At 70.0% G+C, this 18,276-nt stretch carries 17 protein-coding genes; 2 read left to right on the top strand and 15 right to left on the bottom strand.

The genetic code is table 11. The features are described 5' to 3' along the window. Positions 1-1,116 (top strand): NAD(P)/FAD-dependent oxidoreductase, encoded by a 1,116-nt coding sequence (locus ACO07Z_RS01020; RefSeq protein ID WP_421696995.1) that lies wholly within the window; start codon positions 1-3, stop codon positions 1,114-1,116. On the opposite strand, the gene ACO07Z_RS01015 is transcribed toward ACO07Z_RS01020, so the two are convergent. The 15 genes from ACO07Z_RS01015 to ACO07Z_RS00945 form a co-directional block, all read right to left on the bottom strand. After that, positions 1,113-4,094 (bottom strand): bifunctional [glutamine synthetase] adenylyltransferase/[glutamine synthetase]-adenylyl-L-tyrosine phosphorylase, encoded by a 2,982-nt coding sequence (locus ACO07Z_RS01015; RefSeq protein ID WP_421696994.1) that lies wholly within the window; start codon positions 4,092-4,094, stop codon positions 1,113-1,115. The two genes, ACO07Z_RS01020 and ACO07Z_RS01015, sit on opposite strands and share 4 nt — an antisense overlap. 47 nt (positions 4,095-4,141) lie before the next feature. Beyond that, complete coding sequence (locus ACO07Z_RS01010; RefSeq protein WP_421696993.1) at positions 4,142-5,551, bottom strand: ATP-binding protein; 1,410 nt, start codon at positions 5,549-5,551, stop codon at positions 4,142-4,144. After that, on the bottom strand, positions 5,535-6,215 hold the full coding sequence (locus ACO07Z_RS01005) for a winged helix-turn-helix domain-containing protein (protein ID WP_421696992.1): 681 nt from the start codon (positions 6,213-6,215) through the stop codon (positions 5,535-5,537). The genes ACO07Z_RS01010 and ACO07Z_RS01005 overlap by 17 nt, the downstream gene beginning before the upstream one ends. 269 nt (positions 6,216-6,484) lie before the next feature. Continuing rightward, complete coding sequence (locus ACO07Z_RS01000; protein ID WP_421696991.1) at positions 6,485-8,059, bottom strand: Do family serine endopeptidase; 1,575 nt, start codon at positions 8,057-8,059, stop codon at positions 6,485-6,487. Between the two features lie 92 nt (positions 8,060-8,151). Continuing rightward, positions 8,152-8,664: a cytochrome c-type biogenesis protein gene (locus ACO07Z_RS00995; RefSeq protein WP_421696990.1), complete on the bottom strand. Its 513-nt coding sequence runs from the start codon at positions 8,662-8,664 to the stop codon at positions 8,152-8,154. Between the two features lie 5 nt (positions 8,665-8,669). Further along, positions 8,670-10,670, bottom strand: a complete 2,001-nt coding sequence (locus tag ACO07Z_RS00990) for a heme lyase CcmF/NrfE family subunit (RefSeq protein ID WP_421696989.1) — start codon at positions 10,668-10,670, stop codon at positions 8,670-8,672. A gap of 160 nt (positions 10,671-10,830) precedes the next feature. Beyond that, positions 10,831-11,277 carry a cytochrome c maturation protein CcmE gene (gene ccmE, locus ACO07Z_RS00985; RefSeq protein ID WP_421696988.1) on the bottom strand — a complete coding sequence of 149 codons (447 nt, stop codon included), beginning with the start codon at positions 11,275-11,277 and terminating at the stop codon, positions 10,831-10,833. A 4-nt stretch (positions 11,278-11,281) separates the two neighbouring features. Then, positions 11,282-12,409 carry a c-type cytochrome biogenesis protein CcmI gene (gene ccmI / locus ACO07Z_RS00980; RefSeq protein WP_421696987.1) on the bottom strand — a complete coding sequence of 376 codons (1,128 nt, stop codon included), beginning with the start codon at positions 12,407-12,409 and terminating at the stop codon, positions 11,282-11,284. Between the two features lie 200 nt (positions 12,410-12,609). Further along, the gene (locus tag ACO07Z_RS00975) at positions 12,610-13,077 is read right to left on the bottom strand and encodes a glycine zipper domain-containing protein (RefSeq protein WP_421696986.1); all 468 of its coding nucleotides are present in this window, start codon (positions 13,075-13,077) and stop codon (positions 12,610-12,612) included. Positions 13,078-13,170: 93 nt separating this feature from the next. Further along, on the bottom strand, positions 13,171-14,550 hold the full coding sequence (locus tag ACO07Z_RS00970; protein ID WP_421696985.1) for an ATP-binding protein: 1,380 nt from the start codon (positions 14,548-14,550) through the stop codon (positions 13,171-13,173). After that, positions 14,550-15,233 (bottom strand): response regulator transcription factor, encoded by a 684-nt coding sequence (locus tag ACO07Z_RS00965; RefSeq protein WP_244377831.1) that lies wholly within the window; start codon positions 15,231-15,233, stop codon positions 14,550-14,552. Before ACO07Z_RS00965 ends, ACO07Z_RS00970 begins: the two co-directional genes overlap by 1 nt. An 85-nt stretch (positions 15,234-15,318) precedes the next feature. Further along, the gene (locus ACO07Z_RS00960; RefSeq protein WP_421696984.1) at positions 15,319-15,720 is read right to left on the bottom strand and encodes a hypothetical protein; all 402 of its coding nucleotides are present in this window, start codon (positions 15,718-15,720) and stop codon (positions 15,319-15,321) included. A 195-nt stretch (positions 15,721-15,915) separates the two neighbouring features. Beyond that, on the bottom strand, positions 15,916-16,302 hold the full coding sequence (locus ACO07Z_RS00955; protein WP_421696983.1) for a hypothetical protein: 387 nt from the start codon (positions 16,300-16,302) through the stop codon (positions 15,916-15,918). 256 nt (positions 16,303-16,558) lie between these two features. After that, positions 16,559-16,849: a hypothetical protein gene (locus ACO07Z_RS00950; RefSeq protein ID WP_421696982.1), complete on the bottom strand. Its 291-nt coding sequence runs from the start codon at positions 16,847-16,849 to the stop codon at positions 16,559-16,561. Then, positions 16,846-17,652, bottom strand: coding sequence for a glycoside hydrolase family 108 protein (locus ACO07Z_RS00945; RefSeq protein ID WP_421696981.1), 807 nt, complete (start codon positions 17,650-17,652; stop codon positions 16,846-16,848). Before ACO07Z_RS00945 ends, ACO07Z_RS00950 begins: the two co-directional genes overlap by 4 nt. Before the next feature lie 148 nt (positions 17,653-17,800). Here ACO07Z_RS00945 and ACO07Z_RS00940 point away from each other — a divergent pair, with 148 nt between their 5' ends. Next, a complete protein-coding gene (locus ACO07Z_RS00940) occupies positions 17,801-18,274 on the top strand; it encodes a hypothetical protein (protein WP_421696980.1) in 474 nt (157 codons plus the stop codon). The last annotated feature ends 2 nt before the right edge of the window (positions 18,275-18,276 follow it).

The raw sequence follows: 18,276 nt of genomic DNA, 5'->3' as shown, positions 1-18,276 counted from the left end.
ATGCACAGCCCTGAAGAACATGCCGTCGACTGCGTCGTCGCCGGCGCCGGCGTGGTCGGCCTCGCCATCGCCCGCGCGCTCGCCCTGAAGGGCCATGAGGTCCTGGTGCTGGAAGCAACGGGCCTCGTCGGCTCCGACACCTCCGCCCGCAACAGCGAGGTGATCCATGCCGGCATCTATTACGCCCCCGGCACGCTCAAGGCCCGGCTCTGCGTCGAAGGGCGCGCGGCGCTCTACGCCTATTGCGAGGCGCGCGGGCTGCCGCACCGGCGCGCCGGCAAGCTCATCGTCGCCAGCAGCGCGGCGGAAATCGACAAGCTCGCCGCCATCGACGCCCATGCGCGCGCCTGCGGCGTCACCGATCTCCAGCCGCTGACAGGTACCGAGGCGCGGGCGCTGGAACCGGCACTGAGGGCGGAGGCAGCCCTGCTTTCGCCCTCCACCGGCATCATCGACAGCCACGCGCTGATGCTGGCGCTGCGCGGCGACCTCGAAGACGCCGGTGGCATGATCGCCTTCAACGCACCGATCCTCGCCGGCGAGGTCACGGCGACGGGCATCGTCCTCGATGTCGGCGGCACGGAGCCGATGCGGCTGTCCTGCGCCAGCTTCGTCAATGCCGCCGGCCATGGCGCGGTGCCGCTCGCCCGCGCGCTCGCCGGCCTTCCCGTCGAAGCGATCCCGCCGGCCTATTTCTGCAAGGGCTCCTATTTCACCCTTTCCGGCCGCGCGCCGTTCAGCCGGCTGATCTATCCCGTCCCGGAGCAGGCCGGGCTCGGCGTGCATCTCACCCTCGATCTCGGCGGGCAGGCCCGTTTCGGCCCGGACACCGAATGGATCGACGCGCCGGACTACACGGTCGATCCCGCGCGCGGCACGGCGTTCTATGCCGCCATCCGCCGCTACTGGCCGGCGCTGCCGGACGGGGCGCTGAACCCCGGATATGCCGGCATCCGCCCGAAGATCGTGCCCGCCGGCGCGCCGGCGGCGGATTTTCGCATCGATGGGCCGGAGACGCACGGCGTTGCCGGGCTGGTGCAGCTGTTCGGCATCGAATCGCCCGGCCTCACCGCCAGCCTCGCCATTGCCGATCTGGTGGCGGAAAAGCTCGGTTAGGCCCGCTTACGCCGCCTTTTGGGTTCGGCGCGCAGCAGCCGCTCGAAAGTGGTGCGCACCGCTCGCTGGGTCTCGAACAGATGCGCTTCCAGCGTGGAAAAGTCCGGCATCGCCCCGGCCCGCGCCAGCAGGCGGCGCAGCGCCGGGCTCGCTTCCGCAGGCGTGAACGGCTCGGTGATGGCGAGACGCAGCACCTGCGTCAGATCGTGCAGCAGCCGGCAGGCATCGGCCAGCACCTGCCCGTCCTGCACGTCGATGAGCCCGACCCGCTGCGCGGTCTCGATCACCCGCAGCGTCGAGGTGTCGATGATGCGCGGCTCATGCGCGGCATGGGCGAGCACGAGATACTGGGCGATGAACTCGATATCGACCAGCCCGCCGCGCGCATATTTCAGGTCCCAAGGCTCGTCCTCGCCCTTCTCGTCGGCGATGGCGCCGCGCATGTCGAGGATATCGGCGGCAAGCCGGGCCGGGTCGCGCTCGCGCGCCAGCACCTCGCCGATCGCCGCCTCCACCCGGGCGCGGAAGGCGGGCGAGGCCGCCACCACGCGGGCGCGGGTCAGCGCCATATGCTCCCAGGTCCAGGCTTCCTCGGCCTGATAAAGCTCGAAACGCGTCAGGCTGGTCGCCACCGGGCCGGAGCGACCGGACGGGCGCAGCCGCAGATCGACCTCATAGAGCTGGCCGGCATTGGTCGGGGTGGTCAGAGCGTTGACGATGCGCTGGGTCAGCCGGGCGAAATACTGCCCGCCATAGAGCGGGCGCGGCCCGTCGCTGTCGGGGTGCTCCTCGTCGAAATCATACAGCACGATGAGGTCGAGATCGGAGCCCGCCGTCATCTCCCGGCCGCCGAGCTTGCCCATGGCGAGCACCGCCACCTCGGCCTGCGGCAGCGTGCCATGCGCGGCGCGGAAGCGGGCGATCACGTCCTCTTCCAGCGAGCGGATCAGCACATCGGCGAGGCGGGCGAAGGCCTCACCGGCGCGGGCGGCCGGCAGCGTGCCGGAGAGGATGCGCACGCTGATCAGCACATGGTGCTCCTGCCGGAAGCGGCGGGCACGGTCGAGCCGGTCCTCCTCGTTCTCGGCCTGGGCAAGATCGGCGGCGAGCCGCGCGGTGAGTTCCGGCTCGTCCGGCAGCGCGCCGAAAAAGGCGGGGTCGAGCAGCGCGTCGAGCAGCGAGGGCCGGTGCGCCAGCATCTCGCCGAGCCGCGGCGCGGTGCCGAGAATGGTGGCGAGCAGGCGCACGAGATCAGGATTGTGCCGCAGCGCCGCCAGCAGCCGCTGCGCTGTCGGCATTTCGCGGAAGAAACGGTCGGCAGCGTTCAGCCCGGCATCCGGGGCGCCGCCGCGCGCCAGCGCGTCGACCAGCAGCGGCACGATGGCTTCCAGTTCCTCGCGCACGCCCTCGACCCGCAGGGCACGGGGCTCGCCCGCCAGCCAGCCGCGCACCGTGGCGCTGGCCGCCTTGGGGTCGGCATAGCCGAGCCGGTGCAGCGTCGCCAGCGTCTCGCGGTCGTCCGCGCCTTCCGGGAAGGCGAGCCGCCCCTCCACCGCCGCGCGGGGCGGGGCATCCTCGAACAGCTTGGAATAATGGTGCTGCACCCGGGTGAGGCGCTGGGTCAGCGCCTGGGCGAAGCTCTCGCGGTCGGCATAGCCCATGAAGCGGGCGAAGCCGGCCAGCGCCTCCTCATCCTCCGGCAGGCTGTGGGTCTGCGCATCGCCCACCATCTGCAGCCGGTGCTCCACCCGGCGCAGGAAATGGTAGGCCTCGTCCAGCTCTTCGCGCGCGCCCTCGCCGATCCAGCCGGTCTGTGCCAGGACGGCGAGCGCTTCCAGCGTGCGCGGGGTGCGCAGGCGCGGGTCGCGGCCGCCGGCGATGAGCTGCTGGGTCTGGGCGAAGAACTCGATCTCGCGAATGCCCCCCCGCCCCAGCTTGACGTTGTGACCCTCGACCGCGATCGCCTCATGGCCGCGAAAGGCATGAATGTCCTGCTTCATCGCGTGGACATCGGCAATCGCCGCATAATCCAGCGCCCGGCGCCAGACGAAGGGCGCCAGCTGGCGCAGGAATTCGTGGCCAAGCGCGATATCACCGGCGATGGGCCGCGCCTTGATATAGGCCGCGCGCTCCCAGGTGGCGCCTTCGCGCTCGTAATAGTCGAGCGCCGCGTCCAGCGACAGCGCGGCGGGGGTCGAGGCAGGGTCGGGACGCAGGCGCAGGTCGACGCGGGCGACGTAACCCTCGCTGGTCCGCTCCTGGATCAGCCGCACCAGCCGCTGGGTCATCCGCACGAAGAACGGCCCGGCCTCCACATCTTTCGCTAGCGGCGCGACTTCGGGATCGTAGAGCACGATCAGGTCGACATCGCTGGAATAGTTGAGCTCGCGGGCGCCGTGCTTGCCCATGGCGAGCACGGTATAGCCGAGGCCTTCCACCCCGGTCTTGCGCAGCTTGCGGCTCGCGATTCCCTCGCGCACCAGAAACGCCACCGCCATGGCGATGGCGGCATCGGCGGTCGCGGTCAGTTCGGCGGTGACGGTGGTGAGGTCGAACACCCCGCCAATATCCGCCAGCGCGACGGTAAGCGCGGTCAGCGCCCGCAGCCGCCGCAGCGCCGCCATCACCTCCGCCTCATCCGACGCGGCCTCCACCGCCGCCTGCGTCGCGGCGCGGGCTTGCGCCAGCGCGGCGACCGGCTCCGCCTCCAGCAAGGCAAGCAGCCGGACGGGATCGACGCGTATGAGATCGGTCAGGAAGGGCGAGCGCTCCACCACCGCCGCCAGCACGGCGCGCGCCTCGTCATGGGCGGCCAGAAGAGCGTCGAGCCGGGCACGGACAGGCTTGGGCGCTTCAGTGATCGCATCGGCCAGCGCTGGCGGCATCCCCTTCGGAACAGGAAAGCCCTCCGCACGCCGCAGCCCCGCGATGAGGCTCCCGTCCGGGGCCGTCTGCGTTCCGCTCTGTCCTGCCGCCATGCCGTCTTCGCCCCCTTCATTTGTGTGCCCGTCCGCTTCGGGCCGTCCTACGCCGCCTCCGCCTCATCGCTGAGATCAAGCGGCAGGTCGATAACGACCCGCAGCCCCGGATCGTTGCCCTCCAGCGACAGTGTGCCGCCGTGCAGCCGTACCACCGCTGCCACCAGAGACAAGCCCAGACCGAAGCCGGGCCGCGTCCGGCTCGCTTCCAGCCGCACGAAACGCTCCAGCACGCGCGGGCGATCCGCCTCCGCGATGCCCGGCCCGCGATCGGCGACCACGAGGCGCAGCCGGTCGCCGACGCGGCTGGCGCTGAGGTCGAGCTCGCGGCGCTCCCCCGGCGTTTCCGGGGCGCTGTATTTGATGGCGTTGTCGAGAAGGTTGGCGAGCGCCTGCCCGAACAATTCGCGCACGCCATGCATCGGCAGCGGGCCGGCGATGTCGACCTTCAGCTCCAGCCCGCTCTCATCCGCCACCGGCTCATAAAGTTCGGCCACTCCCGCCGCCGTCTCGGCGAGGTCGAAGCGCAGCATCTTGGCGCTCGCCTGTCCCGCCTCGGCGCGGGCGATCATCAGCAGCGCGTCGAAGGTGCGGATCAGCCCGTCCGATTCCTCGATGGTGCGCTCGGTGGCGAGGCGCCATTCGTCGTCGGAGGCGGCGGTGCGCAGGGCGTCCTCGGCACGGTTGCGCAGGCGGGTCAGCGGCGTCTTCAGGTCATGGGCGATGTTGTCCGACACCTGCTTCAGCCCGGCCATCAGCGCCTCGATGCGGTCGAGCATGGCGTTGAGGCTCAGCGCCAGCCGGTCGAACTCGTCGCCGGTGCCGGAGACAGCGAGCCGCCCCGAGAGGTCGCCGGCCATGATGCCGTCGGAGATCGCCGTCATCTGGTCGATGCGCTTGAGAACGCGCCGTGTGATGAACAGCCCGCCCGCCATGCCGAGCACCACCAGCAGCGCCAGCCCCCACACGGCGGGGCCGATGATGATCTGGCGCAGCTCTTCGCGCTCGACCACGTCGCGGCCGATCAGCAGCCGGTACTCGCCGGGCAGGAAGACGACATGCACCAGCGCCCGGCTCGGCGGCGCGGCGGAATCGTCGGTGCGGACATAGTCGATTTCCCGCCAGCCCTGCTTGTCCAGGAAGTTGAGCGGCAGGTTCATCATATTGCCGGCGAGCGGGTCGCCGTTGAAGCTGGTCACCAGCAACAGCCCGGCATCGGGTGCGCCGGCGCGGCGGTTGACGAGGTTCACCAGCCGGTTGATGCCACCGCGCTCGAACTGCGCCTGCATGAAGCGGGTATCGGCCTCAATCGCCTCCACCGCCTGACGGGTGACGAGGCGCTGGGTGTGCCAGCCGAGATAGGCGATGACCGATCCAGCGAACAGCGCGAAGATGATGAGATAGGCCGCGAGCAGCTTGAACGCTGTGGTGCGGATGAGCTTACCGAGCGCCGTCACGAATAATGTACCCCGCGCCGCGAACCGTGTGGAGCAGCGGCGGATCGAAGCCCTTGTCGATCTTCGCGCGCAGCCGCGAGACGTGAACGTCGATCACGTTGGTCTGCGGGTCGAAATGATAGTCCCACACATTCTCCAGCAGCATGGTGCGGGTCACCACCTGCCCGGCGTGGCGCATGAGATATTCCAGCAGGCGGAATTCGCGCGGCTGCAGCACGATCTCCTGGCCGGCGCGGGTGCAGCGATGCGCCAGCCGGTCGAGTTCGAGATCGGCGACGCGGTAGACCGTGTCGGCGGCCTGCGGCCCGCCGCGCCGGGCCAGCGCCTCGACGCGGGCCAGCAATTCGGTGAAGGCGTAGGGCTTGGGCAGATAGTCGTCGCCGCCGGCGCGCAGGCCGGTGACGCGGTCATCCACCTGGCCGAGGGCGGAAAGGATGAGCGCCGGGGTCTTGTCGCCGCGCCCGCGCAGATCGGCGATCACCGACAGACCGTCGCGCCGGGGCAGCATGCGGTCGACGATGAGCACATCATAGCCGCCGTCGCGGGCGAGAATGAGCCCCTCTTCGCCATCGGCGGCGAGGTCCACGACATGGCCCGCCTCGCGGAACGCCTTGCGCAGGTAGTCGGCGGCGTCGCGGTCGTCCTCGACGATAAGCAGGCGCATGGGGGACTCGTCGGCGTTTTTGCGGGCAGCTCTCCGGAACTCCGCGAGCTCGATGAACGGGCCCTCTCGGCCCCGCGCGGAATCGGAGGCAACGGTACGATTCGGATTCGTCTCCATGTACGTCATTTCGCGCCTCGCGCCTATCGTGGCATCCCGCCGGGGTGCCCCTGAAAAGTAATGACGCGGGGAATCCTCCCGGACTCCCCGCGCCACCGAACCGGCCGCAGCCCAAGGGGCGACGGAACGAGCCGCAACCGGAACCTTTAGGCTCAGCCCTTCTGGTCGCCCAGAGAGATGGCCACGAACCGCGTGCCCTGCTCGGACTTGACGCGCATCAGCACGGCCTTGCGGTTGTCCTTCTTGGCGGTGGCGAGACCGTCGCGGACTTCGGCGGGGGTCATCACCGGCTTGCCGCCGACATCGAGAATGACGTCGCCCGCCTTGATGCCGCGCTCGGCGGCCGGGCCGTTCGGGTCCACATCGGTGACGACCACGCCGATGTCACCGGCACCGGCGACGCCCTTGGCGGGCGCGAGCGACAGGCCGAGGCGCGGAATGCCCTTGCCGTCCTCCTGGTCGCCCTGGTCCGCCTTGGCCTTGTCGGCCGAGGCGACATCGGTCGGCAGCTGCTCCAGCGTGACCGGGATGGTCATCGACTTGCCGTCGCGCAGCACGCTCAGCTTCACGGTCACGCCCGGCTTCTTGCGGGCGATCTCGCGCGACATTTCGCGGGAGTCCTTCACGGTCTGGCCGTCGATGCCTGTCACCACGTCGCCGGGCTTGAGGCCGGCCTTCTCGCCGGGCGTGCCGGGCTGCACCTGGGCGATGAGGGCGCCCTCGGCTTCCTTCAGGTTCAGCGCCTCGGCGACCTCGTCGCTGACCGGCTGGATCTGCACGCCGACATAGCCGCGCGCCACCTGGCCGCCCTCCTTCAGCGCTTCGACCACTTCGGAGACGGTCTCGGACGGGATGGCGAAGGCGATGCCGACATTGCCGCCCGAGGGGGAGACGATGGCGGTGTTGACGCCGATCACTTCGCCGTCGAGGCCGAAGGTCGGGCCGCCGGAATTGCCGCGGTTGATCGGGGCGTCGATCTGGATGAAGTCGTCATAGGGGCCCGAGCCGATATCGCGGCCGCGCGCCGAGACGATGCCCGCCGTGACCGTGCCGCCGAGGCCGAACGGGTTGCCGACCGCGACCACCCAGTCGCCGACGCGCGGCGCCTTGCCGGCGAGCTTCACCCAGGGGAAGTCGGACTTGCCGTCCACCTTGAGCAGCGCCACGTCGGTGCGCGGATCGGTGCCGATCACTTTGGCGGTGTAGGTCTTGCCGTCGGTGGTGGTGATGTCGACCTCGGAGGCGCCGTCGACCACGTGGTTGTTGGTCACGGCATAGCCGTCGGCGGAGATGAAGAAGCCGGAACCCTGGCCGACGACGGCGCGATGGCCGGGGCCGCGACGCGGGCCCATGTCCGGGCCGCCGGGAGCGCCGGGGCCACCCGGGCCGAAGCCGAAGCGGCGCATGAAGCGCTCGATCTGCGGCGGAATGTTCTGGCCGCCCATGCCTTCCTCGTCATTAGCGGCGAGCTTGTCCTCGTCCTTCTTCACCTTCACGCTGACGACGGCGGGGGAGACCTTCTCGACGATGTCGGCGAAGGAGAAGGTGCCGGCCGGCTGGTTGGTGGTCAGCTGCGCCTGGGCGGGGGTGATGATCTCGGGCAGCACGAAGGCGCCGACGGTGCCGCCGGCCAGAGCCAGGGTGAACACACCGGCGAGCAGCCGGGAACGGCTCTTGCGCAGCGTGGAGGCAGGGGTGCGGGTCGTGTTGGGCGCGGTGCGCGACATGTGTCGTTCCTCGTTCGACAAATCACTCTCCCCACCGGGAGCGTTGAACGAGAACCTAGAGACCGTCGCCTTAACGCAGTCTGGCGCGCGGGTTAAACTTTCGTAACGTCGCGTGCCGTTTCGTCAGGCGCTTCCGCCAGCGCGGCCCGCAGCCGGGCCTCCTCCTCCGCCGACAGCGGCACCGTGGCAGGCGCCTCGCTCGCCCCCGCCTGCGCCGCGCGGCGGCGATAGGCGACGACGAGGCCCAGCCCGCCGAACACCAGCACCGCGAAGGGCGCCAGCCAGAGGATGACATTCGCCCCGTGCCAGGTCGGGCGCAGCAGCACGAACTCGCCATAGCGGGCGACGAGATAGTCGAGAACCTGCTGGTTGCTCTCGCCCTGGGCGATGCGCTCGCGCACGAGAAGGCGCAGGTCGCGCGCCAGCGGCGCGTCGGAATCGTCGATGGACTGGTTCTGGCACACCATGCAGCGCAGCTCCTTGGAGAGCTCGCGCGCCCGCGCCTCCTGCGCCGGATCGGGCAGCACCTCGTCCGGCTGCACGGCGGCGGCGGGCGTCGCCGCCAGCAAGAGGGCGGTCAGGGAGAAGGCGAGGGCCTTGCGCATTACCCTCACTCCGCCGGCACGGGTGACGGGCCGTCCGCCTTGGGCTTCGGCTTATTCGCTGGCTTCGGCGCCCCGACGCGCAGGCGCCGGTCGCTGAGCGAGAGCGCGCCGCCCAGCGCCATGATGATGGAGCCGATCCAGATCAGCGTCACATAGGGCTTCCAATAGGCCCGCACGCCCACCCCGCCGCCGGGCAGCTCGTCGCCGAGGCTGACATAGAGCTGGCTGAAGCCGAAGGTGCGGATGCCCGATTCCGTCGTCGGCATATTGCGGGCGGTGAACAGGCGCTTCGAGGATTCGATGGTGCCGATGTCCATCCCGCCACGACGGATGGTAAACACGCCCACGAGATCGCGATAATTCGGCCCGTTGCGCGGTTCCAGCCGGTCGAGCGTCAGCTCATAGCCGCCGACCTCGAACCGCCCGCCGACCTTCACCCCGGTGATGCGCTCGGCGTTCCAGCTGGTTTCGGCGATGATGCCGAACAGGCAGACGCCGACGCCGGCATGGGCCAGCGCCGCGCCGAACACTGAACGCGGCAGGCCGCGCAGCCGGGCGAAGGCGGTCGCCCGCGGCACCCGGCCGAAGCCGGCGCGCTCGGTCACTTCCGCCACCGCGCCGATCACCACGAAGGCGGCGAGCCCCATGCCGAAGGGCGCCAGCAGCGGGCCACCGCCCTGCGCATAGGCCGCCAGCGCGGCGATGACGATGGCGGCGCCGAACGCCGCCATCAGCCGCTGGGCGGCGCCGGCGAGATCGCCGCGCTTCCACGCCAGCAGCGGGCCGAACGGCATGGCGAAGGCCACGGGCAGCATCAGCGCGCCGACGGTCAGGTTGAAATAGGGCGGGCCTACCGTGATCTTGGCGCCGTTATAGGCTTCCAGCGCCAGCGGGTAGAGCGTGCCGACCAGCACGGCGGCGGCGGCGGCGGTGAGCAGAAGATTGTTCAGCACCAGCGCGCCTTCGCGCGACACCGGGGCGAACAGCCCGCCCTGCCGCAGCATCGGCGCCCGCAGCGCATACAGCGCCAGCGACCCGCCGATGAAGAAGACGAGGATGGCGAGGATGAATACGCCGCGCGAGGGATCGGTGGCGAAGGCATGCACCGAGGTGAGCACGCCCGAGCGCACGAGGAAGGTGCCGAGCAGCGACAGCGAGAAGGCGAGGATGGCGAGCAGTACCGTCCACACTTTCAGCGCGTCGCGCTTTTCCATCACCACGGCGGAATGGATCAGCGCCGTGCCGGCGAACCACGGCATCAGCGAGGCGTTCTCCACCGGGTCCCAGAACCACCAGCCGCCCCAGCCGAGCTCGTAATAGGCCCAGTAGGACCCCATGGCGATGCCGAGCGTCAGGAACGCCCAGGCGGTCAGCGCCCAGGGCCGCACCCAGCGCGCCCAGGCGGCGTCGATCCGCCCCTCGATCAGCGCGGCGACGGCGAAGGCGAAGGTGATGGAGAAGCCGACATAGCCGAGATAGAGCAGCGGCGGATGGATGGCGAGGCCGATATCCTGCAGGATCGGGTTGAGGTCCTGCCCTTCCGCCGGCGGCGGCACCACTCTTATGAACGGGTTGGAGGTGAGCAGGATGAACAGCAGGAACGCCACCGCCACCGCCCCCTGCACGCCCAGCACATTGGCCTTCAGCCGCGCCGGCAGATTGCCGCCGAACAGCGCCACCAGAGCGGCGAACAGCGCCAGCACCAGCACCCAGAGCAGCATCGAGCCCTCATGGTTCCCCCATGTGCCGGTGATGCGGTAGAGCAGCGGCTTGGCCGAGTGCGAGTTCTCGACCACGTTCAGCACCGAGAAATCGGACTGCACATAGGCCACGACAAGCGTGGCGAAGGACAGGCCGACAAAGCCGGCCAGCACCAGCGCGAGGGTAGACCCGACGCGCATCAGCGCCGCGTCGCCGGTGCGTGCGCCCCAGATCGGGATCACCGTCATCAGGATGGCGACGGCGAGCGAGAGCACCAGCGCGTAATGGCCGATTTCCGGGTTCATGGGCGGTTGTCCCAACAAGCATCCTTCGAGGCCGCGTCGCGGCACCTCAGGATGACGGCGCACCGAGAACGAAAACGAGAGAGAACCACGTCATCCTGAGGTGCTCGGGCAAGGCCCGCGCCTCGAAGGATGGTTATCGCGAAGCGGCGGGGGTCCTCGCTCACTGCGTCGCCTCCCCTTCCTTCCACACGCCCTGCTTCTTCAGCGCGTCGGCGACTTCCTTCGGCATATAGTTCTCGTCATGCTTGGCCAGCACGCTGTCGGCGGCAAAGCTGCCATCGGGCGCGACGACGCCCTCGGCGATCACCCCCTGCCCCTCGCGAAAGAGGTCGGGCAGCAGGCCGACATAGGCGACGCTCATATCCGCGCCATGGTCGGTGATGACGAAGCGCACATGCGTGCCGTCGGTGTGCTGCACGCTGCCATCCTTCACCAGCCCGCCGAGTCGCAGCCGCGTGCCGGGCTGTGTGCCCTCGGCGGCGATCTCGCTGGGCGTGCGGAAGAACACGATGGTGTCGTTGAGCGCGAACAGCACCAGCCCGGCGGACAGAGCGAGGACGGCGGCGGCGCCGGAAATGACGAGAAGGCGGCGTTTCTTGCGGGTCATGGCGTCAGCTCTCCAGCCCGAGTTCGCGCGCCAGCGCGTCGATGCGGCCGAGCGCCGCCGTGTCGCTGGCGAAATGGGTGCGGGCCTGGCCGGCGGCGGTCTTCGCCTTGTCCTGCTGGCCGAGCACGGTCCAGGCGCGCATCAGCCGCAGCCAGCCCTCGATATCGTCGCCCTGCTGCGCCAGCCGTGCCTCCAGCCGCTCCACCATGCCGCGCACCATGGCCTCGCGCTGCTCTGGCGTCAGGCTTTCCGCCGCCGCCACATCGGCGGCACCGGGGCCGGGGCCGGCGGCGGCCGGGACCGGCGCGCCGATGCGGGCCAGCGCCTCGCGCAGCAGGCCGAGCCAGGGCGCATCGGGTGGGGACTGCGCGACCAGCGCGCTCCAGCGCGCCGCCGCCTGCTCTTTCTGCCCGTCCTGCTCGGCGGCGAGGCCGAGGAAATACTGCGCCTTGGGGTCTTGCGGGTCGGCGGCCAGCGCCGCCTCGAACGCCGCCTTGGCCTCGGCGGTCACCACCCCGCCGGCCTGTGCGGTCAGCGCCTCGCCAAGGCCGGTTTCGCGCTGGGCGCTGGGGCCGAGCAGGCGGATGGCGTTGGCCCAGGCGCGGGCGGCGTCGTCGAGCCGGCCGATACGGGCATAGATCGGCGCCACCACCTCATAGCCGCGCCCGTCATTCGGGTTGGCTTCGAGATGGCTTTCCACCTTGCGGATGAGAATGGCGATGTCGGAAGGGTTGGGCTGCGCCTCCAGCCGCTGCGCCAGCGGCTGCGGCGGGTAGAGCGGCGAGCCGAGGGAAAGATACAGCCCGCCGGCCAGCAGCGGCACGCCGAGCAGCGCCACCACGGCGACGACGCGCCGGCGGCGGCCTTCGCCTGAAGCCTCACCCTCGCCCGCCCGCTCGGCGGTGGCGCGCAGAATGCGCCGCGCCACCTCGGTGCGGGCGGCCTCGCCCTCGGCGGGGGCAATGAGGCCGGCGGCGCGGTCGCGCTCGATTTCCGCCAGCTGGTCGCGATAGACGGCGAGATCGGCCTCAGCCGTGCTGGCGGCGGGTGCCGCCGCGCCGGTGCGCAACGGCCACAGCACCGCCAGAATGGCGGCGCCGGTCATCAGCGAGAAGGCGATCCACAGCAACATTAGCGTTCCTCTAATGCGCTGAGGTAGCCGACCCGACGCCCGGCGCCAATCCGTAACACCCTCAGTCGGATCGCCGCAGGCTCACAGTGCTGAGAGCACGCGGGCCCGGCAGGGCCGCTTTGGCCGCGAGCACGCGGGCCCGGCGGGCCCGCTTTGCCCGCGAGAATGCGGACCCCGCCTGCGTCACCCCGCCGCGCGGATCAGCCGGCCACGGGCGACCAGGTGCCGTCCGGATTGCGGCAGGCGGTGCCGCGCGCGGTCTGCGGCTGGCCATTGATATAGATGGTGTGGGTGAATTCGCGGCACTTGGGCGAGCCGCCGCGCGCATAGCTCGGGCCGGGCACGATGGTGCCATAGGCGCCGCTGTCGCCGCGCCAGCTCACCGGCGCGCCGGGATTGCCATATTCGAGCGCCTGCATTTCGGCCTGCTGCGCCCGCTGCCGGTCCGCCTGGTCGAGCGCATTGCCGATCGAGCCGCCGATCAGGCCACCCACCGCCGCACCGACCAGCGTGCTGGCGGTGTTGTGGCCGACCACCTGGCCGATGATGCCGCCCGCCACCGCGCCGACGGCCGCGCCGCCCACGGTGTTCGGGTTTTCCTGCGCGGTGCTGCAGCCCGCGAGGGCGCCGGCGACAAGGCCCACGGCGACGAATTGGTATGCGCGCATGAAATTACATCCTCCAGCTTCGGCACGGCGCCTGTCGCACCAAGGATGAGAGGAATAGGGCGAAAGCGCGGCCCCGTCACCCCTTTCGCCCCGTCAGGCCGCCGGCAGCCGCACCACGCAACGCAGCCCACCGAAGGGCGAACGGCCGAGCGTGAGCCGCCCGCCATAGAGCCCGACGAGTTCCGCGACGATGGACAGGCCGAGCCCGGAACCGGGCTGGGTCTCATCCAGCCGCTTGCCGCGCTTGAGCGCCTCGGTCTGCTGCTCCGGCGTCAGGCCGGGGCCGTCATCGTCGATGGTGATGTCGAAATAATCCCGCTCGCCCGCCGCGCCCGGCGCCGCCGCCACCGCGATCTCCACCAGCGTGCGCGCCCATTTGCAGCCATTGTCGACGAGATTGCCGAGAATCTCCTCGAGATCCTGCCGCTCGCCGCGAAAGCGCAGCCCGTCCGCCACCTCGGCCTCCACCGCCACGCCCTTGGCGCGGTAGACCTTGGCCAGCGTCGCGGCGATGCGCGCGACGATGGGCTCGACCTCCTCCACCGTGGTGACGACGGAGGCGCGTGCCGCCATGCGGGCGCGTTCCAGATGGTGCGCCACCTGGTCCTTCATGATCTGCGCCTGCTCGGTCACCTTGGCGGCGAGCCCGGCTTCCGCGCCGTGGCCGCGCGCCGCCTCGTTCTGCAGCACGGAAATCGGCGTCTTCAGCGCATGGGCGAGATTGCCGACATGGGTGCGGGCGCGTTCGACAATCTCGCGATTCGTGTCGATCAGCGCGTTGACCTCCGCCGCCAGGGGGGCGATCTCGACGGGGTAGTCGCCCTCGATGCGGTCGGCGCGGCCGGTGCGCACCTCGTGCAGCGCCGCGAGCATGCGCTTGAGCGGGCGCAGGCCGAACAATACCTGGAACACCAGCGTCAGCAGGAAAGCCCCGCCGAGAATCGCCAGCGTCGCCGCCAGCGCCTGGTCGAAGCCGGCGACCTCCTCCTCGATCTCGCCGGCATCCGCCGCCACCGCCACCGCGTAGCGCCCATCCTCGCCGAGATCGACCACGCGCTCGACGATGCGCAGCCTCTGGCCGGAAGGCCCGTCGGCATAGGCCTCGCGCATGCCGGACACGTCGGTTTCATCTTCGCGCTGGAACAGCAGCGGCAGCTTGCCCTCGGGCAGTGAGCGCGAGGTCTTCACCTGCGCCGCCGGCCCGTCGGTGCGGGTGATCTGCCAGTACCAGCCGGAAATGGGGAAATTGAACAGCGGGTCGCCCAATGTCGTCGGCTCCGGCATGGTGCCGGAGGGCGAATTGGCGACATCGGCGACGATGGTCTTGAGATAGACATCGAGCCGTTGGTCGAAGGACCGCTCCACCGCTGCGCGGTAGACCTGATGCAGCGCGAAGCCGGTGACGGCCAGCACAGCGGCGCTGATCACCGTCGCCGAAACGAACAGGCGCAGCGCCAGCGAGCCGGTGCGCATCAGCGCGGCGCCTCGCGCATTGCCTCGGGCGCGACGAGGAGATAGCCGAGCCCGCGCACGGTCTGGATCACATCCACCTCCAGCTTCTTGCGCAGGCGGCCGACAAAGACCTCGATCGTGTTGGAATCACGGTCGAAATCCTGGTCGTAGAGATGCTCCACCAGTTCGGTGCGCGACACGACGCGCCCGGTATGGTGCATGAGATAGGCGAGCAGCCGGTGCTCATGCGAGGTGAGCTTCACCTGCCGGCCATTCACCGTCACCCGGCCGGAGCGCGTGTCGAGCATGACCGGCCCGCAGGTAAGTTCGCTGGCGGCATGGCCGGCGGAACGGCGCAGCAAAGCGCGGATGCGCGCCAGCACCTCCTCCATGTGGAAGGGCTTGGCGACATAATCGTCGGCGCCGGCGTCGAAGCCCTGCACCTTGTCGCTCCAGCGGTCGCGGGCGGTGAGAATCAGCACCGGCATTTTCCGTCCCGCCCGCCGCCAGGCTTCCAGCACCGAGAGCCCGTCCATCTTCGGCAGGCCGATATCGAGCACCACGGCGTCATAAGGCTCGGTATCGCCGAGGAAATGGCCTTCCTCGCCATCAAAGGCACGGTCGACGGCATAGCCGGCCTCGACCAGCGCCTCATGCATCTGGCGGTTCAGATCGGGATCGTCCTCGACGACAAGCAGGCGCACGGCAGTTCCTCACGCACACCGCGCGGGGGGCACGCGGCGGCCTGAGCATGCCACCGCGCGGGGCGGATGTCAGGGGTGGGTGTGTTCAGAGGAGCTGGGGAAGTTCGACGCCGCGGCACGCTTCGCAGATCGCGAGGAGTTCACAGCCATAGGACGGCGACAGCACGACGAGCGTCAGCGCGCCGGCTGCGATGCCGGCCTCAAGTTCGTCGAGATGGGCGCGATGCGCGTCGTGATACACCGCCGCCACCTCGGGATGAGGCGCCGGCAGCAGCTTTTCCAGCCATCCATGCGGGGGCGGCTCGCCGGTGACGACTGCGAGATCGAGCACGATATTGCCCTGACGAAAGTCGTCGGCCTTGAGAAGGCGAACGCCCGTCAGTTCCACGGCCCACCGGCGACCGTCGACCTCGACCAACGAGAGCGTCGCGGTCGTCTCCGTAACGGACAGACCGCACAGCAGGCCATCGTGAAAAGAAGGCAGCATTCCCAACCCTGATTCACGGCGAGTGCGGCCGCCTGAGCATGCCACCGAGTGTGGCGGATGTCAGGTGCGGCGCAGCTGGCGCCATTCGTCATCCCGGACGGCCGCAGGCCGATCCGGGATCGCGCGGCATCGGGCGGGCGATCCCGGCTCTCCGCTGCGCTGCGGCCGGGATGACGGGCAGAGTGTGAAATGGACCTAAGACGACGCTGCTTCGTCGAGCCGTCCCCTTTTCGCGAACACCAAAAGCGCTTTGCGGGCGCCGTCGATCAGGCGCTGCCAAACAGCGGTGCCGATAAGAGCGTCGATCGTTGGCGGCATTGGGTCAGGTGCCTCGTCGGAAACGGCATTCCAGACCTGATGAAAATCGCGGATGGCCGCCTGCTCAGCAAGAGAGAACTCCGGCTCGCCGTACCAATCGGAATCGGTGGCGAGACCCAACTCCTCCCACATCAGGATCAGTTCATCGGGCACCCGCGCGATAGACACTCGCCTTTCATAGGCGCGCTGTGCATCGGGCGATGACGCCAGTTCCAGATAGCTGATGATGCCATTGCGGACAGACATTTTGCGTTCATCGAGCACGATCGTGGTCTCCACCTGCCGCCAACGCGATGAGTCAGAGCCAGCCTATTTTGGTCACGATGGGAGACCGTTGTCAGGGTGGGTGCGGCGCAACTGGCCGCATGCGTCATCCCGGCTCTCCGCTGCGCTACGGCCGGGATGACAGGCAACAGAGGCATGGCCTCCCGCGCCCCTCCTTCACCTCCCCCGCCAGCCGCACAATTCCCGCCCCACGGCGTTGTGCGCCTTCACCTGGCGGAGGGTGGCGTCGGTGTCCTCAATCGCCCAGCTTATCGGCCGGAAGGCGCCGCAGGCGCCCCTCGTCGCGGCGGAAGGTGTCGTCGTCGCGCAGCCGGCCGTCGTCAGCGTTGCGGCGATCAGCATCAGCCCGCGCGCCATTCGCGCGCGCGATCGTCTCCAGCACATCCCGTTCTCCTTGCGCGAGGCAGGCGGCCCGGCCTTCCGAGCGGCCCTTGAGATAGATGCCGCCCGCCAGCAGCGCGGCGGCGAACAGCAGCGCGGCGCCCCGCCCGAGCGGGCTCGCCAGCAGGCCGAGCAGCGCCGTCACGGTGCCACCTCGCCGGCGCGGATTCGTGTGAGCGCCCCGCGCAGCGTCAGCGCTACCCCGGCCAGCATCAGCGCCGCGAACAGCCATTTGAGCGGTTCGGCGAGGCCGGCGAGCGGGGCGAGGCGGTCCGCCTGCTCCGCCACCACGGCGCCGAGCACGCCGGCGCCGCTGATGAGCCCGCCCGCGCCATCGGCAGTGCGCGCGAGCCTTGTATCGGCAGGGCGGGCCCGGGCGGCGCCGCCGGTCTCGCGCGCCGGCTCTGGCGGCGCCGCGCCGGACAGCGGCGCGCCCGCCAATGCCTTAGCCGCCACCCGCACCTCGGCGACGCGGCGGGCCCAGCCGGTGCCGAAGGTCGGGAAGGTGCGCAGGCCGCGCAGCATGGCGAGCCGCCGGTCGCACAGCGCGTCGATCAGCGGGGCGGGCGCCCGGCCGTGCAGCGCCGCCAGCGTCGCCTCGCCCACCTGACCGTCCGCCGTGACGCCAAGCGCGCGCTGCAGCCATTTCGCCGCCTGCGCCGGCCCGGAATTCACCGCCGCGTCGAACAGCGCATAGTCGAGTCCGGCCGGCAGGTCGTCGGCGCGCACCGCGTCCCAATATTGACGGCGGTAGATCACCGCCACCTCGTCCGGCGCGATGCGCCGCACGGGGCGCACGGGCTGGCCGTGGCGGCGACGCCAGCCAGCATAGACGCGCTGGGTGATGCCCTGCATGGTGGCCCCGCCGGGATCGGCGGGGTGTTCAACATAGCCACCCTCATGAACGAGCACGCGTTTCAGCGCCCCGTCGAAGCCCGACGCGGTCATGCATGACTCCACTGCAAAATTTTAGGGGTGATTTCTGGGGATTAACGCTATGTTAACGATCTCACTACCTGGGCACGGTTGCAAAAATACCCGGATTCCAAGACCCTTTTTGAGAATGGCTGGCTACCGGCAAGGGGCACCGCACGGCATGGCAACAGAAGATCGACTCGTTGAAGACCTACGGGGCATTTTCGATGAAGCCCGCCGCAGCTCCGGCCAGGTGCAGGCGGAAGCGTTGCTGGCGGTCGCTCCGGTGGTGCTGAAGGCCAGCGAGTCCGAGCGCGGCGTGGCCTATATGCGCGATCGGCTGGCGCCCGAGAGCTACCGGGCCATCTGCCGCGCTATTGGCGACGAGCTGGACCGACTCAATGCCGAAATCGACCGGCTGAAGCGATTCGAGAAGATCGCCGGCGTGGTCGAAAGCGCCAAGCGCCGAATCACCGCGCGGCCGACCATCGTCGGCAAGCCGACCGCGACAGCCGCCGTGAAAGCCGCCGCCGGTGCCTCGGCCCATGGCGAGGCTGGTCCCGTTCCCGCGGGCGTGCCCTTCGGCCCACCGGCCCCCGCCCCGGCGGCGACGCCCAAGGCGCTGGGCCACCGCTTCACGCCGGCGGCCGAGTAGCG

Source organism: Ancylobacter sp., from assembly GCF_965229075.1.
GTDB lineage: Bacteria > Pseudomonadota > Alphaproteobacteria > Rhizobiales > Xanthobacteraceae > Ancylobacter.
This window is presented reverse-complemented; position numbering and strand designations above follow the sequence as displayed.

Excerpts from the sequence above, each read along its gene's own strand:
- ACO07Z_RS00990 (WP_421696989.1), bottom strand. The coding sequence starts at position 10,670 with ATGAACCCGGAAATCGGCCATTACGCGCTGGTGCTCTCGCTCGCCGTC.
- ACO07Z_RS01015 (WP_421696994.1), bottom strand. The coding sequence starts at position 4,094 with ATGGCGGCAGGACAGAGCGGAACGCAGACGGCCCCGGACGGGAGCCTC.
- ACO07Z_RS00945 (WP_421696981.1), bottom strand. The coding sequence starts at position 17,652 with ATGACCGCGTCGGGCTTCGACGGGGCGCTGAAACGCGTGCTCGTTCAT.
- ACO07Z_RS00970 (WP_421696985.1), bottom strand. The coding sequence starts at position 14,550 with ATGCGCACCGGCTCGCTGGCGCTGCGCCTGTTCGTTTCGGCGACGGTG.
- ACO07Z_RS01005 (WP_421696992.1), bottom strand. The coding sequence starts at position 6,215 with ATGCGCCTGCTTATCGTCGAGGACGACCGCGACGCCGCCGACTACCTG.
- ccmE (WP_421696988.1), bottom strand. The coding sequence starts at position 11,277 with ATGACCCGCAAGAAACGCCGCCTTCTCGTCATTTCCGGCGCCGCCGCC.
- ACO07Z_RS00975 (WP_421696986.1), bottom strand. The coding sequence starts at position 13,077 with ATGCGCGCATACCAATTCGTCGCCGTGGGCCTTGTCGCCGGCGCCCTC.
- ccmI (WP_421696987.1), bottom strand. The coding sequence starts at position 12,409 with ATGTTGCTGTGGATCGCCTTCTCGCTGATGACCGGCGCCGCCATTCTG.
- ACO07Z_RS01000 (WP_421696991.1), bottom strand. The coding sequence starts at position 8,059 with ATGTCGCGCACCGCGCCCAACACGACCCGCACCCCTGCCTCCACGCTG.
- ACO07Z_RS00995 (WP_421696990.1), bottom strand. The coding sequence starts at position 8,664 with ATGCGCAAGGCCCTCGCCTTCTCCCTGACCGCCCTCTTGCTGGCGGCG.
- ACO07Z_RS00960 (WP_421696984.1), bottom strand. The coding sequence starts at position 15,720 with ATGCTGCCTTCTTTTCACGATGGCCTGCTGTGCGGTCTGTCCGTTACG.
- ACO07Z_RS00940 (WP_421696980.1), top strand. The coding sequence starts at position 17,801 with ATGGCAACAGAAGATCGACTCGTTGAAGACCTACGGGGCATTTTCGAT.
- ACO07Z_RS01020 (WP_421696995.1), top strand. The coding sequence starts at position 1 with ATGCACAGCCCTGAAGAACATGCCGTCGACTGCGTCGTCGCCGGCGCC.